Genomic DNA, 16,467 nt, shown 5'->3' with positions numbered 1-16,467 from the left:
CGGCGGCTAAAAAGCCCAGGCGCCGAGCTGGTAATAGTCGAATCCGCTGGTGCGGCCGCCCAGGCACTTTGCAAGGAAGTCCTCGGTGTGCCGGTACATCGTCAGGTTGTTCGGCCAGCGCTGGTTGCCATGCCCGTCGCCCTTGAAGGTGACGAATTCCACGTTCTTACCGGCCTTGCGCAGGGCGTCGACCATGCGCTCTGACTGCTCTAGCTTCACGCGCGGGTCGTTCACGCCATGCATGATGAGGATTGGCTTCTGGACCTGGTCAGCCCTGTACACGGGTGACTTTGCGTCCATCAGCCGTCGCTGCTCTGGATTCGCCGGGTCGCCGACGTAGCGCCGCCACCATGCCAGTCCCAATCCCCAGTAAGGCGGCGCGGTTTCCACCAGTCGCGCAAGGTCCGAGACCCCGACCACGTCAATGGCACAGGCGAAGGTCTCCGGCGTGAAAGTGGCCCCGACCAACGCCGAGTAGCCGCCATAGCTCGCACCGTAGATGGCCACCCGTTCGGGGTCTGCGACACCGCGTGCCACGGCCCAGCGAACGCCATCGATCAAGTCGTCGTGCATGCGGCCGGCGAATTCGCCGATCGCCTTTTCCATGAAGGCTCGGCCGTAACCCGTCGAACCGCGATAGTTGACCTGCAACACGGCATAGCCGCGGTTGGCCAGGAACTGTTGAAGGGTGCGGGCCGCGCCTTCGTCGCCCCAGCGGTCGCGTGCCCATGGCCCCCCGTGCACCAGCAGCACCATGGGCAGGTTTCGCGGAGCCACCCCTTTGGGCAGCGTCAGATAGCCGTGGATCTTCAATCCATCCCGACTGATGAAGTCGATGGGCTGTGTCGACGTCAGCGCTGCCGAAATCAGGCTGAGGCGGGTCTCGCCCAGAAAGACAGGGGCGCCGCCGTCGGCGTTCAACAGGTGGTATCTGGTGCCACGATCGCTGGTCACCGCGACGGTCATCACACGGTCGCTGTCGTCCTTGCTTGTTACGGCAATCTCGGCAGGTTGATCGTCCTTTAGTACAGCCAGACGTTGTTTCAGCGACTCATCGAACACGTCCACCCGCGGGTAACCCGGCATCGCGTACGCCATCAGTGGTGCGCGCGACTGTTTGCCAAGCAGAACATTGTCGAGATCGACGTCCGGCACCGCGAAGACCGGTGTCTCCTCGCCAGTGTCGAGACGCAGCTTGACGAGTTCCAGGCGGTCACGGCCCCGGTTCGACAGCGCCCACACCGTCTGTTCGTCGGCGAAATCCAGAAACCGCACGGATTCGAAACGGCTCCATGAAAAAGCCGTGCGCCACGCGGCCTCCGGGGTGGGACCGGGCAACTGCAACCGGCTTTGATCTCCCTCCAGCAGCAGGCGGGCACGCAGCCGACCGGTACTGTCTGCACCCCACCACCCCACCGAACCCGGGTTGATTGCCAGTCGATCCAGCCGGCCTGTCTCCAGGTTGAGTCGGTAAGGGTCGAACACTTTCCGGTCACGCTGGTTCGTCTCGACGATCACGTCGGCGCTACCTTCGATGACGCGCGTCAGTCCCACCTTCGTGCCCGCGAACGGCGTGCGGTTGACGAAGCTTGCGTCCGGCCGGTCCGCTGGCACGACGTAGACCTGCGTGTCTTCATTCCCGCTTGGGTCGGCCATCGCCACGATGAACCGGCTGTCCCCCGACCACACAAAGCGGCGCGCCCGCATCGGGAAAGCGCGCTCTTCGGACTGCCCGATGGTTTTGACCCGGATCGCCCCCGTCAGGCCCGAAGTGCCGCCCCAGGCGAGCTTGCGTCCATCGGGCGAGACACGGTAGGCGCCAGTGGCCTCCCGGCTGGCGACGAAGGATCGCACCGGCACCAACTCAGGCAACGCGCCGCTCGCGAGCGACGGATGCGTGGGAGAGCTGGCGCAACCGGCGAGCAACAAGGCCAGACCCAGCGCCGCTGGCGCCTTCCAATCGATGAACATAAGCACCTCCCGTGTGACCCGCTCATTGTGTGTCGCCGACCTTAAGGTCAGCCAAAGCCGAAACGCACCTTTGGCTCCCCTTCAGCCACGCTCGCCACAATCGGCGCATGCACTTGCTCCTGATCGAAGACGACCTCGACCTCGGTCGCGCACTGCAAGCCGCGTTCCGCATCGAAGGCTTTACCAGCGAATGGCGCCGCCGCGCAGCCGACGCGCCGGGCACGCTGAAAGGCGAGGGCTTCGACTGCGTCTTGCTCGACCTCGGACTGCCGGACGGCAGCGGCTTCGAGTTGCTCGAACGCTGGCGTGGCCGCGGCGATCACACCGCCGTCATTGTCGTCACAGCGCGCGAAGCCGTCGAGGACCGGCTGCGCGGACTCGATGGCGGTGCCGACGACTTCGTCATCAAGCCCTTCGTCACCGCGGAACTAGTGGCACGCGTCCATGCGGTCCTGAGGCGCGGCGCGCGCCAGGCGAGCGAGCGCTGGACCATTGGTGACCTCACCATTGAACCCCGTCGACACCTTGTCCACCGTGACGGGCAACCCCTTGCCCTGTCGCCGCGCGAGTTCCAGCTGCTGCTGGAACTCGCGCGCGATCCGGGCGCGGTCATCGCCAAGAACGTGCTTGCCCAGCGGCTGGAGCCGCTGGGCGAGCCGGTCGACTTCAGCGCGATCGAGGTGCACCTGTCGAACCTGCGGCGCAAGATCGGCGCCGAGCGCATCCGCACGGTGCGGGGCGTCGGTTACCTCCTGGTGGATGCATGAACGCCATCAGGCTCTCCCGCCCCTGGTCCCGATTACGCGCGCAAATCGTCCAGCCCACGCTGCAGCGCCGCAGCGTCGCGTCGGTGCTGATCGCCTTCTTGGCAATCTGGGCTGTGCTCCTCGGCTATCTCTATGTCGACAGCCAACGTCTCGACACGAGCTCCCCCGGGCTCGACAAGTTTGGCGCAGCACTGACGCAATCACTGGCACCGATCGATGACCCGGCGCAAGCCAGCGCTGCGATCGAGGCGACGAGCCGGTGGATCAACCAGCGCCGCCGTGAGATCGGTCGGCTGCCCGGCTTGCTGCTGCTCGAACTGCTCGATGACCAAGGCAAGCGCATCTGGGCGTCTCCAACCTTGCGAGCCATGACACTCGAACGACCTGCGCGCCAACTTGCTGAGATCGTGGTGGAAGGAAAGCCACATGCCGTCTACGAAGGCCACGCCGGCCGTTGGACGTTGCGTGTTGTGGAACCTGTGCGCAGCGACGCGGACTTCCTTTCCTACAACAGCCGCTTCCTGCTGCGATACCTCGCGCTGGCGCTGCCTTTCATCCTGCTGCCGGTCTGGTGGTCTGTTCGCGTCGGGCTGCGGCCGTTGCAGCAGTTCGCAGAAGGTATCGCGCATCGCGCGCCGGACGACCTGAGCCCACTCGCACTGCCCGTCATGCACCGGGAATTGCAGCCGCTGGGAAGTGCGATCGACACTTTGCTGGAGCGACTCCGCCGAAAGATCGATCGCGAACGCATGTTCGTTCAGGACGCCGCGCACGAGACACGCACGCCGCTCGCAGTCGTCGTCACCCAGGCCCATGTGCTGGCGCATTCCACTTGCGCCAACGCTCGACGCGAAGCGCACGAGCAACTCAACCGCGCGATCGGCCGCGCCTCGCACCTGACCCAGCAGCTTCTGGCGCTCGCCAAACTGGACGACAGTGTGGCGGCGGCACCGCGGCCGCTCGATGTGGCGCAGGCATGTCGCCAGTGGCTTGCGCAACTGGTGCCTGCCGCCATCGCACGCGGTACCGAGCTCGAACTGCAAGCCCCCGACAGGCTGGTGCGGGCGATCGACCAGGCGATGCTGAACTCGATCGTCTACAACCTCGTCGACAACGCTATCCGCTACGGACGGGCCAATGGCAACGTGCGAGTGGATCTGCGCGACGACGGTGAGCGGTTAACTCTGCATGTGCTCGACGACGGGCCAGGCATCACATCCGAGGACAGAGCCCGCGTGTTCGAGCGCTTCTGGCGAGGCAATGGCCAGGATGCCTCAGGTTCGGGTCTCGGCTTGGCCATCGTCCGACAGGCGGCTTCTCGGCTTGGCGGCAAGGTCGTGGTCACTGCCGGACTCGGCGGCGGCGCCGGCTTTCTCGTCAGCATTCCCAATCCCGATTTCCGCGCAACCTGATCATGAGCACATCCGTCTGCCAATCCTGCGGCGCCTGCTGCGCCGCTTACCGCGTGGACTTCAGCGTCCACGAACTCGACGATCACGGCGGCCGCGTACCGGCTGGCCTGGCGGTCGAGGTGAACGACACGATCTGCCGCCTGCGAGGCACCGACCACACGCCGCCGCGCTGCGGCGCGCTCGGCGGCACCATCGGCCAGTCGGTGGCTTGCGGGATATCCGAGTGGCGACCGAACCCTTGCCAGGAGCTCGAAGCGGGCAGTGACGCATGCGAGCGCGCACGCGCACGGCATGGTTTGCCAGTGCTGCTCTAAACTTGAACGAAATCGGGCTCCAACGCCCGTCTCTTCTGCGGAAGAAGCTATCTTTTTGATAGCAAATGACCCTCTTGGCAGATCTGGGGTTTACGCGTCACCACCCCATGCGTACATTGTTCACATCGATGAGAAGGAGCGCCCCATGCACTACCCCGAGATCGCTTCCCGCGCCGAATGGCAACGCGAGCGCGACGCGCTGCTGACGGAAGAAAAGGAACTCATGCGCGCGCACGACGCGCTCAAGGCGCGCCGCCGCCGGCTGCCGATGACCGAGATCACGACGGACTACTTTTTCCAGTCTACCGAGCGCAGCGACCTGCGGCTGGCCGACCTGTTCGACGGCCGCGACCAGCTCGTGCTGTACCACAACATGCTCACAGCAGACCACATCTGCCCCGGCTGCTCGATCGTGTGCGACCACCTGATGAACCACTTCGCGCACCTGCACGCGCGGCGCACGTCCTTTGTGATGGTCGCGCGCGCCAGTGTGCCGCGCATCGACGCGGTGAAGGCCCGCTTCGGCTGGAACTTTCCGTGGGTGTCGTGCGAGGGCACCAGCTTCCACGACGACTTCGTGACCGCGCAGAAGCAGGCCTTCGGTATGTCGGTGTTCCTGCGGCATGGCGACCGCGTGTTCCAGACCTGGTTCACCTCCGGCCGCGGCGTGGAGAACGCGAGCAACACCTTCAACCTGCTCGACCTCACGCCTTGGGGCCGGCAAGAGACGTGGGAAGACTCGCCCGCCGGGTGGCCGCAGACGCCGCCCTACCGATGGCAGAAGCTGCACGACGAGTACCCGGCCTGACCGCATTCACTTCGTGACATGTGGCGTTGGAAATAACCGACACCACGACCCCTCGCGCAGCGCTAACTTCGCTGCATGACTTCCACACCCCGCCTCTGGGACATTTCCCCGCCGGTCTACGAAGGCGCCCCGGTCTTCCCGGGCGACACGCCCTACCGGCAGCGCTGGGCCGCGAGCATCGGCCCGGGCTGCCCGGTCAACGTGAGCGAAATCACCTTGTCGCCGCATGTCGGTGCGCACGCCGATGCGCCGCTGCATTACGACCCAAGCGGCGCGACCATCGGGCACGTCGACCTCACGCCCTTTCTCGGCACCTGCCGCGTGATCCACGCGATCGCCAAAGGGCCGTTGATCGAATGGGCGCACATCGAACATGCGCTCGACCAACTCCCGCCGCGCGTGCTCGTGCGCACTTACGAGAGCGCGCCGGTCGACCGCTCGGACAGCGCCCTCGCCGCCTACGCGCCGGCCACCATCGAACGCCTCGCCGCGCTGGGCGTCAAGCTGGTCGGCATCGACACCGCGAGCATCGACCCGGCCGACAGCAAGACGCTCGACAGCCACCAGGTCATTCGCCGCCTCGACCTGCGCGTGCTCGAGAACCTCGTGCTCGACGACGTGCCCGAAGGCGACTACGAACTCATCGCGCTGCCACTGAAGCTGGTGAGCGCCGATGCCTCGCCGGTACGCGCCGTGCTCCGCGAACTCCCCAACCGATGAAGACAACCATGACCCTCGACGATTGCCGCGCGCTCGACCGCCAGGACCCGCTCGCACCACTGCGCGACCTGTTCACCCTGCCCGAAGGCGTGATCTACCTGGACGGCAATTCGCTCGGCGTGTTGCCCGCGGCCGCGCCGGCGCGCATCGCCCAGGTGGTGACCGAAGAATGGGGTCAGGGGCTCATCCGCTCGTGGAACAGCGCCAGCTGGTTCGACCTGCCGCAGCGCCTGGGCGACAAGGTCGCGCGCCTCATCGGTGCCGCGCCCGGCGAAGTGGTGTGCACCGACAGCACCTCGATCAATCTCTACAAGGTGCTGTTCGCCGCCCTCTCGCAGCAACGTGACAGCGGCCGCAAGCAGGTGCTGAGCGAACGCAGCAACTTCCCCACCGACCTGTACATCGCCGAATCGCTCTGCCGCGAGCGTGGCTTCGTGCTCACCCTGATCGACAGCGTCGACGAGTTGCGCGACGCCCTCACCGACGACGTCGCCGTGCTCCTGCTCACGCACGTCAACTACCGCACGGGCGCGATGCACGACATGAAGGCCGTCACCGCCGCGGCCCACGCTGCGGGCGCGCTCACCGTCTGGGACCTGGCCCACAGCGCCGGCGCCGTGCCCGTCGCGCTCAACGAGGCCGACGCTGATTTCGCGATCGGCTGCGGCTACAAGTACCTCAACGGCGGCCCCGGCGCGCCGGCCTTCGTGTGGGTGCACACGCGGCACGCAGGCGCGTTCGAGCAACCGCTCTCGGGCTGGTGGGGCCACGCGGCGCCCTTCGAGTTCACGCCGCACTACCGGCCGGCGCCGGGCGTCGGTCGCTACCTGTGCGGCACGCAACCGATCGTCGCGCTCGCGGGGCTGGAATGCGGCCTCGACACGGTGCTCGCCGCCGAAGCGTTCAACGGCGACTTCGGTCCGATGGCAGCGCTGCGCAGCAAGTCGCTCGCGCTCACCGACGCGTTCATCGCGCTGGTGGAACAACGTTGCGCCGACCGCTTCACGCTCGTCACGCCGCGCGATCATGCACAGCGCGGCTCGCAGGTTTGCCTGGCGATGCGCGAGCCGCATCCGACGGCGGCCTACGCCATCGTGCAGGCGCTGATCGCGCACGGCGTGATCGGCGACTACCGCGCCGGCGACGCCCAGACCCCGCACATCCTGCGCTTCGGCTTCACGCCGCTGTACCTCGGTTTCGAAGACGTGTGGAATGCGGTGGAACACATCGTGCAAGTGCTCGACGCCAACGAGTGGCAGCGCGCCGAGTTCAACCAGAAGAACGCCGTCACCTGACATGACCACCGACAAGATCGTCCACGAAGAAAAGGCGCAGCTCGACTTCAGCGCCTCGATGAGCTACGGCGACTACCTGCACCTGGACGAGATCCTGAATGCGCAGCATCCGCGCTCGCCCGCGCACGACGAGCTGCTTTTCATCGTGCAGCACCAGACCAGCGAACTGTGGATGAAGCTGATGCTGCACGAGCTGCGCGCCGCCATCGCCTGCGTGGCCAACGACGAGCTGGCCGATGCTTTCAAGATGCTCGCGCGCGTGACGCGGATCATGGAGCAGCTGGTGAGCGCCTGGACCGTGCTGTCGACCATGACGCCGCCCGAGTACAGCGCGATGCGGCCCTACCTCGCGAGTTCCAGCGGCTTCCAGAGCGCGCAATACCGCTGCATCGAATTCGCGCTCGGCAACAAGAATGCCGCGATGCTCAAGCCGCATGCGCACCGCCCCGATCTGCTGGCACAGGTGCAGGTCGCCTGCGAGTCGCCATCGCTGTACGACGAGGCGCTGCGCCTCCTCGCGCGGCATGGCGTGCCGGTGCCGGCCGACCACCTCCAGCGCGACTGGACGCAAGGCTATGTCGAGAGCGAAGGCGTCGAGCAGGCCTGGCTCACCGTGTACCGCGACCCGAAGGCGCACTGGGATCTCTACCAGCTTGGCGAAAAACTCACCGACATCGAAGACGCCTTCCGGCTCTGGCGCTTTCGCCACGTGACCACTGTGGAGCGCGTTATCGGGTTCAAACGCGGCACGGGGGGCACCGGCGGCGTAAGCTACCTTCGCAAGATGCTGGACGTGGTGCTCTTCCCGGAGATCTGGAAGCTCCGAACCGACCTCTGAGACAAGCCGGTCCGTCACGCCCGTCCTGCCGCTTGGCAGCCATTTTTGCCAGCAACGGGAGACTCGAAATGAGCGAAACGAACGGACATTTTTCTTCGGATGAACTGGCGACCTTGCGCACGCACGGCGTCGTGCTCCACGCCGATCGCGTGATCTTCGAGGCGCAGCCGCCGATGGCGGAAGATGTGATCGCGGCGGTACAGGAAGTCTGTGCCGGACCACTTCCTCAGCAGCTGCTGGCGCTGTGGCGGGATACAGCCGGCGGTCGTCTCGACTACGACCTCACGCTCGCCATGAACGGCAACGAGGAAGCGATCAGCTGGAGCGAGTTGTTCTTCAACGGCAGCGACGGATACCGCGACCTCCAGGGCTGGATCGAACACGAACAGGAAATCGCCGAAGAAGCCGCCATCGAGGAAGGCCACGCGTGGCAGGGCCGCCTCACGCATTTGCCGATCGGCGGTTTCGAGTACCTGGACCGGATCTACGTGGTGGTCGAAACCGGTGAAGCGCACGGCCAGGTCGTTGCGTGGAAGCAGGGGCTGCCACCGGCATGGACGCACCGTCTGCACGAGGATGGCATCAGCCCGATCGCTGCCGACCTGCACGGCGCCTTCGCAGCGCTCCACCTTCACGAAGATCCGCTCGCGCCGGCCGGCGACTATTTCTCCGGCCAGGCGCTGATCGAATACCTCGACGACCGGCATGAGGAACACGGCCTCGACATCGACCTGATGGACAAGCTCGTCGCGTTCTATCGGCGCGCAATGCTCGACTGGCGCGCACCGCTCACCGACGGAACGCTGCGCCACCACCCGGCGCTCGCACGCGTCGCTGTGCGGCACGCGATCGCGACGGACGATGCCGAAGGGATCGCGGCGCTCGCCGCCGCAGGCGTGTCGTTCGACGGACCGTTGCAGGGCAGCGCGATCGCCACCGATGTGGCGATCGGACTTGGCGCGTTTGCCGCCGCTGGCGCGCTCGTGCGCGCTGGTGCACCGGTCGCAGCCGACGCGCTGGCCAACATCGACGACACGATTTCACCGGAACTCACGTCGGCGCTACTGGACAACGGCGCCGAGCCGGACATGCCAGCAATGGTCAAGTGCGTGGCATGCGGGGCCCCCGCCAGCGCGCGGTTGATCGCCCAGGCGTGCGCGCAGGTCGGCATCGACGTGCCCGCGGCCTACGAAACCGATCGCGATGCGGCGCTGAAGGAATTGGAATCGTCGTTGGCCAAGGTCAGCGATCCAGTCCAGGCCTTCGGGCACTACCTCGGGGCCGAAGGCCTGGCCGAGCGCATCGCGAACCTGCGGGACTTCAGGCTGTAGCAGCGGTGCTCAGCCGCCGTACAGCCACGGCTGATCCAGCAAGGCTGCACCGAGCGCGCGCATGGCCAGATCGCGGCCCAGGCGCACCGGTCCGCTCGCATGAAAGATTTCACCGTTGCGATGTGCGCGTGCCTGCACCCGGGCGTTGCGCTGCCAGCGCGCCGCGGCATAGAGCGCGAACGCATCGGGCAAGTCGGCGGGCCCGCCGCGGCCCACCGCATCGGCGAGCGCGGTCGCGTCCTCGATCGCCATGCCGGCGCCTTGCGCGAGGTACGGGACCATCGGGTGCGCTGCGTCGCCGAGCAGCGCGACACGGCCGCGCGCCATGCCTTCGGCGGCGGTCAGCGGCGGGCGGTCGTTCAGTGTCCAGGCGCGCCAGTCGGGCATGGCGTCGAGCAACGACTGCAGTTCGGTGCCGCAACGGCCGGTGGCCTGCTGCAGCGCGGCGAGGCTGCTGGCCTGGTCCCAATCGCGCGCATCGCCTGCGGGTGCCGACTCGGCGATGACCACCACGTTGAGCCCCTCACCGCCGCGCACCGGGTAAGCGACCGCGTGCAGCTGCGGGCCGAGCCAGACATCGACCTGCCCGCTGCGCAATGCGGCAGGGAGTGCTGACTGGGCGATCAATGCGCGCCACGCCGTGTGGCCGGTCGCGCGCGGCGCAGTGGCGACGTCTTCCACCTGCTGGCGCACCACGCTCCAGAGGCCGTCGGCGCCGATCAGCGCATCGCCTTCCCACGCACGGGCATCGACGGTCGACACGCAGACCAGGTCGTCGCTCGTTTGCACCTGCGCGACGCGGGCGCCGGTGGCGAGCGCCACGTCGCCGTGCGTGCGAACGGCGTCGAGCAGCAGCGCGTGGAGATCGGCGCGGTGCACGCAGAGATAGGGCGCGCCATAGCGTTCGCTGACGGAATGGCCGAGCGGCATGCGCGCGAGCACCGAATGGCTCGCTGCACTGCGCACCACCAGCGCCTCGGGTTTCGCTGCGATCGCGTCGAGCGACGCGGCGAGCCCCAGGGCATGAAGCCGCTTCGTCGCATTGGGGCCGAGCTGCACGCCCGCGCCGATTTCGCCGAACACGGCGGCCTGCTCCAGCAGGTCGATCCGGTGACCCTTGCGCGCCAGCGCCAGCGCGCCCGCGAGCCCGCCGATGCCGCCGCCGGCGACCAGGAGGTGCGCGGGCATCGGGCTCAGCGCGGCGAGAACTTCGCGTCGGCGGCGGGTGCGTCGGATTTTGCACACGCACCGCAGCTGTCGCACGATCCGCAGCCCGACGACTTCGCCAGCGATGCAGCGAGTTCGTCCGCGCGCTCGCGGTCGACCAAGCCTGCGCGGTGCGAGCCCGCAGCCACCTTCTGCGCGGCCGAGCGGCGCCAACCAGCCGGCATCCAGCGCCACACCGCGTAGAGCGCTGCGATGGCGACGATCACGCCGACGATCAGTTGCTGTGTCATGTCAATCCTTTCATTCAGCCCCAGCCCAGCGCGACGGCCACGCGGTAGGTGATGAAGCAGGCGATGTAGGCCAGGGCGAACAAATAGCCCGCCATGATCCACACGTACTTCCACGAGTTGGTCTCGCGCTTCACGGCGGCGAGCGTCGAGATGCATTGGGGCGCGAAGACATACCAGACCAGCAGCGAGAGCGCCGTGGCCAGCGACCAGCTGCTCGCGATCAGCGGCTGCAGTTGCCCCGCGACCTCGTCGCCCGCAGCCGACAGTGCATACACCGTGCCGAGTGCGCCGACCGCGACTTCACGCGCCGCCATGCCGGGCACCAGCGCGATCGAGATCTGCCAGTTGAAGCCGATCGGCGCAAAGATGTGCTCGAGCCCGCGGCCCAGCATGCCGGCGATGCTGTACTGGATCGCCGGACCGGTCGCGCCTTCGGGTGGCGACGGAAAGGTCGACAGGAACCACAAGAGGATGGTGAGCGTGAGGATGATCGTGCCGACGCGCTGGATGAAGATCCATGCGCGCTCATAGAGGCCGAGCAGCAGGTTGCGGATGTTCGGCCAGCGGTACGCCGGCAGCTCCATCAGCAAGGGCGAATGCGACTGGTTGTCGCGAAAGCGCTTCATGACCCAGGCCACCGACATCGCCGACACGATGCCGAACACATACAGCGCGAACAGCACGATGCCCTGCAGGTTGAACAGGCCCGCCACGGTGCGCTCGGGAATGAAGGCCGCGATGAGCAGCGCATACACGGGCAGCCGCGCCGAACACGTCATGAGCGGCGCGATCATGATCGTGGTGAGCCGGTCGCGCCAGTTGCTGATGGTGCGCGTGGCCATCACGCCCGGAATGGCGCAGGCGAAGCTCGAGAGCAGCGGAATGAACGAGCGGCCCGACAGCCCGACGGTGCCCATCACGCGGTCGAGCAGGAACGCGGCGCGCGGCAGGTAGCCCGAATCTTCCAGCGCAAGGATGAAGAGAAAGAGGATCAGGATCTGCGGCAGGAACACGATCACGCCGCCCACGCCGGCCACGACGCCGTCGACCAGCAAGCTCTGCAACATGCCTTCGGGCACCAGGGCCTTCAGGCCGTTGCCGAGCGCTTCGGTGGCCGCTTTGATCGCGTCCATCGGCACGTTGGCCCAACTGAACACCGCCTGGAACATCAGGAACAGCGTGGCCGCCAGCACCAGCGAGCCCCACACCGGATGCAGCACGATGCGATCGATGCGGTCGCTGGTGGCGAGGCTGCCCACCGACTCCTGCACCGCGAGGCCCAGGATGCGGCGCACCTCGCGCTGCGTGGCGAGCACGTCGTCCAGCGCCGGCGGACGCCAGGTTTGCGGCAGCGCTGCCGCCACGGGCGCGTCGAGCTGCGAGAGCAACGCCTTCGCGCCGCCGCTGTGCACGCCCACCGTCTCGATCACCGGCACGCCGAGCTCGCGCGACAGCACCGCGGTGTCCACGGTGATGCCCTGCTTCTTCGCCATGTCGGTCATGTTGAGCGCGACCACCATCGGCAGGCCGAGCTTCCTGGCTTCGAGCACCAGCCGCAGGTTGAGGCGCAGATTGGTCGCGTCGGTCACGCACACCAGCAGGTCGGGCATCGCTTCCTTGCTCTGGCCGGTGACGACGTCGCGCGTGACGGCTTCGTCGGCGCTCAGCGCATTGAGGCTGTAGGCGCCCGGCAAATCGAGCACGAAGACGCGTCGGCCGGACGGCGTGCTCAGCGTGCCCTCCTTGCGCTCGACCGTCACGCCGGCGTAGTTGGCGACCTTCTGACGGCTGCCCGTCAGCAGGTTGAACAACGCGGTTTTGCCGCAATTGGGATTGCCCAGCAAGGCGATGCGTGCCGGCTGGCCCTTCGGGGCGAATCCGCCCGGCCCCTGGATCACGGCCTCAACCATGGTGCTCGGCCCCCGGCGTGACGCGAATGAAGGCCGCTTCGTAGCGGCGCAGCGCAAAGGTGGTATGGCCAAGCCGCACCGCCAGCGGCTCGCGGCCGGGCACGCCGCTCGCGACGATGCGGACCGCTTCGCCCGGCACGAAGCCGATTTCGGTCAGTCGAAGAACGAGGTCGTGCCCGTCGGTGTCGGTGGGGCGTTCGAGGTCGAGCACGGTGGCCCACTGGTGGCTCGGCAGGTTGTCGAGGCTCATCGCGCCGGTTGGCATGCCCGCAGCCGACGCTGCGATCGTTGTTGTCGTCACCCGGAGAACTCACTTGAATCAAAACGAGAATTATTCTCGAAAACTCGATCCTCGTGAAATTTCCGGGTATCAGGCTCCCGTCAGCCGGCCAGGAGTTGCCTCAGCACAAACGGCAGGATCCCGCCGTGCTTGTAGTAATCGACCTCGATCGGCGTGTCGATGCGAAGGCGTACCGTGACTTCCTGGTGGGCACCGTCGAAGCGCCGGATCACGACCTTCACGTCCATCTGCGGCCGGAGCTCGCCGCCGATGACCACGTCGACTTCCTCGTCGCCGGTGAGCCCGAGCGACTGCCACGAATCGGCACCGCGGAACTGCAACGGCAGCACGCCCATGCCGACCAGGTTGGCGCGATGGATGCGCTCGAAGCTGCGCGCGATCACCGCCTTGATGCCCAGCAGTTGCGTGCCCTTGGCCGCCCAGTCGCGCGATGAACCCGTGCCGTATTCCTCGCCGCCGAAGATCACGGTCGGCACGCCGGCCGCCATGTACTTCTGCGCCGCTTCGTAGATGAACATCTTCTCGTTGCCCGGCTGGAAGCGCGTCACGCCGCCCTCTTCCTGCGTGCCGTTGGCGTCGGGCGGAATCATCAGGTTCTTGATGCGCACGTTGGCGAAGGTGCCGCGCATCATCACTTCGTGGTTGCCGCGGCGGGAGCCGTAGCTGTTGAAGTCGGCCTTTCCGACGCCGTTCGCCTTCAGCCAGATGCCCGCCGGCGAGCTTTCCTTGATGGAACCTGCCGGCGAGATGTGGTCGGTGGTGATCGAGTCGCCGAAGAGCGCCATCACGCGTGCGTTGCGAAAGCCCGGATCGGTGGCGTGCGGCTTCATCTTGAAGCCCTCGAAGAACGGCGGCTCGGCAATGTAGGTCGACTCGGGCCACGTGTACACGTCGCCCTTCACGCCCTTGATGCTGCTCCACAGCTTGCCCGGGTTCTCCTTGATCTGCTCGTAGTTCTTGCGGAACGCCTTGGCGTTCATCGCGAAGCGCAGGTTGTCGTCGATTTCTTTCGGCGTCGGCCAGATGTCGCCGAGGAAGACGTCCTTGCCGCCGGTGCCCTTGCCGACCGGCTCGGTCATCAGGTCGACCATCACGTTGCCGGCGATGGCGTACGCCACCACCAGCGGTGGCGACGCGAGGAAGTTGGCCTTCAGGTTCGGATGGATGCGCGCCTCGAAATTGCGGTTGCCCGAGAGCACCGCGGCGGCCACCAGGTCGTTCTTGGTGATGACCTCGTTGATCTCCGGCGCCAGGTCGCCGGCGTTGCCGATGCAGGTGGTGCAACCGTAGCCCGCGAGGTAGAAGCCGAGCTTGTCGAGGTACGGAATGAGTCCGGCCTTCTCGAGGTATTCGGTGACGATCCGCGAGCCCGGTGCCAGCGACGTCTTCACGTGTGGCTTGACGGTGAGGCCCGCCTCCACCGCTTTCTTCGCCAGCAGGCCGGCCGCCAGCATCACGCTCGGATTCGAGGTGTTGGTGCACGAGGTGATGGCCGCGATCAGCACGTCGCCGTTGCCGATCGTGATCGGCTTGGGCGGTGCGACGGGCGCCGTCACCGCGCTGTGGGCGGCGGCACGCGTCGAGCGGTTGGCAACCATCTCGACCAGCTCACGCGGACCGCCGGGGCGCGGCGCCGCGGCCTCTTCTTCGCCACCGCTACCGATCGCCGTGACCGGAAAGCGCTGCTTGAGCTTTTCGGTCGGCTGGTTGAAGCCGTTGGCCTCTTGCGGCTTGCTGTACAGCTCCGAGAACTTGGTCGCCAGATGGCCGAGGTCGATGCGGTCTTGCGGACGCTTCGGGCCGGCCAGGCTCGGGGTGACGGTGCCGAGGTCGAGCTTGACGATCTTGGTGTAGTCGATCTCGCCCGGTGCCGGCATGCCGAACAGTCCCTGGGCCTTGTAGTACGCCTCGAAGCGCTCGATTTCCGCCGTGGTGCGACCGGTGCCCTTGAAGTAGGCGAGCGTCATGTCGTCGACCGGGAAGAACCCCATCGTCGCGCCGTATTCGGGTGCCATGTTGCCGATGGTCGCGCGGTCGGGCACCGCGATCGATGCCGCGCCGGGACCGAAGAATTCGACGAACTTGCCCACCACTTTTTCGCCGCGCAGGATGGCGGTCACGTACAGCACCAGGTCGGTCGCCGTCACGCCTTCGCGCAGCTTGCCGCTCAGCTCGAAGCCGACCACGTCGGGCGTCAGCATGTAGACCGGCTGGCCCAGCATCGCCGCCTCGGCCTCGATGCCGCCCACGCCCCAGCCGACCACGCCGATGCCGTTGATCATGGTCGTGTGGCTGTCGGTGCCGACCAGCGAATCGGGGTAGTACGTCTTGGTTTCGGCCTTGTCGTAGGGGCTCGCGTAGACACCGCGTGCAAAGTATTCGAGGTTCACCTGGTGCACGATGCCGAAGCCCGGCGGCACGACGCCGAAGGTGTCGAAGGCCTGCATGCCCCACTTCATGAACTGGTAGCGCTCGTTGTTGCGCTGGAACTCCAGCTTCATGTTCAGGTCGAGCGCCTTGGGGTGCCGTAGTAATCGACCATCACCGAGTGGTCGACCACCAGGTCGACGGGCACCAGCGGCTCGATGATCTTGGGCGACTTGCCGAGCGACTTCGCCACGCTGCGCATGGCGGCCAGGTCAGCCAGCAGTGGCACGCCGGTGAAGTCCTGCAGCACCACACGCGTGACCACGAAACGGAATCTCGTCGGTGCGCTCGGCATTCGGCAGCCAGTGCGCGAGTTGCGCCACATGCTCGGCCGTGACCTTCTGCCCATCGCAATTGCGCAGCACCGACTCGAGCACGATGCGGATCGACACCGGCAGACGCTCGATGCTGGGGTGCTTCTTCGCGAGCTCTTTCAATGACCAGTACTTGCCAGTCTTGCCCGAGGCAGTCTTGAACGTCTTGTGGGTCGAGGCAAACGCGTGTTTCGACTGGGTGGCCATGGGCACTCCTTCGTTTTTTGTGGGGGTTCCGGCAAAGATAGCAGGCTTCGATGACTGCGGCAGCCGGATGGGCAGCCGGGCCTAAAGCCCAGACTGCTGGATCAGCACCGACAGGGCGCTGTCGATCCAGCCCTGCGCGAGGCTCTGGCGCGTGCCCTCGAAGTGCACGCGAACTTCGCGCACGGCGTCTGCGGGTGCAGCGGACTCCCCTTCGACGAGCACGCGAAACCACGCGTCGGCGGGCCGCAGGTCTTTCTTGGGCGCCGTCGGATTGAGCGGCACCTGGCCGCCGTGTTCCTGCGCCAGCAGCAGGTGCGGCAGCCGCGTCACCGGGCTGCTGTCGATTGCGCTCGGTCGCGAGTGCTGCCACCCGCCAGCGGCGACCGTCGACCAAT

At 66.7% G+C, this 16,467-nt stretch carries 14 protein-coding genes and 1 pseudogene; 8 read left to right on the top strand and 7 right to left on the bottom strand.

The genetic code is table 11. The features are described 5' to 3' along the window. Positions 1 to 6: 6 nt before the first annotated feature. The gene (locus AX767_RS15415) at positions 7 to 1,971 is read right to left on the bottom strand and encodes a S9 family peptidase (protein ID WP_068632136.1); all 1,965 of its coding nucleotides are present in this window, start codon (positions 1,969 to 1,971) and stop codon (positions 7 to 9) included. A gap of 107 nt (positions 1,972 to 2,078) precedes the next feature. On the opposite strand from AX767_RS15415, the gene AX767_RS15410 reads away from it, so the two are divergent. The 8 genes from AX767_RS15410 to AX767_RS15375 all read left to right on the top strand — a co-directional run bounded on the left by AX767_RS15410 (position 2,079) and on the right by AX767_RS15375 (position 9,456). Further along, on the top strand, positions 2,079 to 2,738 hold the full coding sequence (locus AX767_RS15410) for a response regulator (RefSeq protein ID WP_068632135.1): 660 nt from the start codon (positions 2,079 to 2,081) through the stop codon (positions 2,736 to 2,738). Continuing rightward, a complete protein-coding gene (locus tag AX767_RS15405; protein ID WP_068632134.1) occupies positions 2,735 to 4,150 on the top strand; it encodes an ATP-binding protein in 1,416 nt (471 codons plus the stop codon). The genes AX767_RS15410 and AX767_RS15405 overlap by 4 nt, the downstream gene beginning before the upstream one ends. Positions 4,151 to 4,152: 2 nt before the next feature. Beyond that, positions 4,153 to 4,464 carry a YkgJ family cysteine cluster protein gene (locus tag AX767_RS15400; RefSeq protein WP_068632133.1) on the top strand — a complete coding sequence of 104 codons (312 nt, stop codon included), beginning with the start codon at positions 4,153 to 4,155 and terminating at the stop codon, positions 4,462 to 4,464. Between the two features lie 145 nt (positions 4,465 to 4,609). Further along, the gene (locus AX767_RS15395; protein WP_068632132.1) at positions 4,610 to 5,272 is read left to right on the top strand and encodes a DUF899 domain-containing protein; all 663 of its coding nucleotides are present in this window, start codon (positions 4,610 to 4,612) and stop codon (positions 5,270 to 5,272) included. 75 nt (positions 5,273 to 5,347) lie between these two features. Beyond that, positions 5,348 to 5,992, top strand: a complete 645-nt coding sequence (gene kynB, locus AX767_RS15390) for an arylformamidase (RefSeq protein WP_068632131.1) — start codon at positions 5,348 to 5,350, stop codon at positions 5,990 to 5,992. A gap of 8 nt (positions 5,993 to 6,000) precedes the next feature. Beyond that, positions 6,001 to 7,287 (top strand): kynureninase, encoded by a 1,287-nt coding sequence (gene kynU / locus AX767_RS15385; RefSeq protein WP_068633762.1) that lies wholly within the window; start codon positions 6,001 to 6,003, stop codon positions 7,285 to 7,287. A gap of 1 nt (position 7,288) precedes the next feature. Further along, complete coding sequence (gene kynA / locus AX767_RS15380; protein ID WP_068632130.1) at positions 7,289 to 8,125, top strand: tryptophan 2,3-dioxygenase; 837 nt, start codon at positions 7,289 to 7,291, stop codon at positions 8,123 to 8,125. Positions 8,126 to 8,193: 68 nt separating this feature from the next. Further along, the gene (locus AX767_RS15375) at positions 8,194 to 9,456 is read left to right on the top strand and encodes a hypothetical protein (protein ID WP_068632129.1); all 1,263 of its coding nucleotides are present in this window, start codon (positions 8,194 to 8,196) and stop codon (positions 9,454 to 9,456) included. 9 nt (positions 9,457 to 9,465) lie between these two features. On the opposite strand, the gene AX767_RS15370 is transcribed toward AX767_RS15375, so the two are convergent. From AX767_RS15370 to AX767_RS21410, 6 genes and pseudogenes are all read right to left on the bottom strand, one after another. Beyond that, positions 9,466 to 10,644 (bottom strand): FAD-dependent monooxygenase, encoded by a 1,179-nt coding sequence (locus tag AX767_RS15370; protein WP_068632128.1) that lies wholly within the window; start codon positions 10,642 to 10,644, stop codon positions 9,466 to 9,468. Positions 10,645 to 10,649: 5 nt separating this feature from the next. Further along, a complete protein-coding gene (locus tag AX767_RS15365) occupies positions 10,650 to 10,913 on the bottom strand; it encodes a DUF6587 family protein (RefSeq protein ID WP_068632127.1) in 264 nt (87 codons plus the stop codon). 14 nt (positions 10,914 to 10,927) lie between these two features. Further along, the gene (gene feoB, locus AX767_RS15360; RefSeq protein WP_068632126.1) at positions 10,928 to 12,823 is read right to left on the bottom strand and encodes a ferrous iron transporter B; all 1,896 of its coding nucleotides are present in this window, start codon (positions 12,821 to 12,823) and stop codon (positions 10,928 to 10,930) included. Next, the gene (locus AX767_RS15355; protein WP_443082749.1) at positions 12,816 to 13,124 is read right to left on the bottom strand and encodes a FeoA family protein; all 309 of its coding nucleotides are present in this window, start codon (positions 13,122 to 13,124) and stop codon (positions 12,816 to 12,818) included. The genes feoB and AX767_RS15355 overlap by 8 nt, the downstream gene beginning before the upstream one ends. An 80-nt stretch (positions 13,125 to 13,204) precedes the next feature. Next, positions 13,205 to 16,072: pseudogene (locus AX767_RS15350) on the bottom strand (aconitate hydratase). 81 nt (positions 16,073 to 16,153) lie between these two features. Beyond that, positions 16,154 to 16,402, bottom strand: coding sequence for a hypothetical protein (locus AX767_RS21410; protein WP_156481053.1), 249 nt, complete (start codon positions 16,400 to 16,402; stop codon positions 16,154 to 16,156). Between the last annotated feature and the right edge of the window lie 65 nt (positions 16,403 to 16,467).

Origin of the sequence: Variovorax sp. PAMC 28711 (assembly GCF_001577265.1) — a bacterium.
GTDB lineage: Bacteria > Pseudomonadota > Gammaproteobacteria > Burkholderiales > Burkholderiaceae_C > Variovorax.
The sequence above is the reverse complement of the archived record's forward strand: the minus strand, read 5'-3'. Positions and strand labels throughout refer to the sequence as shown.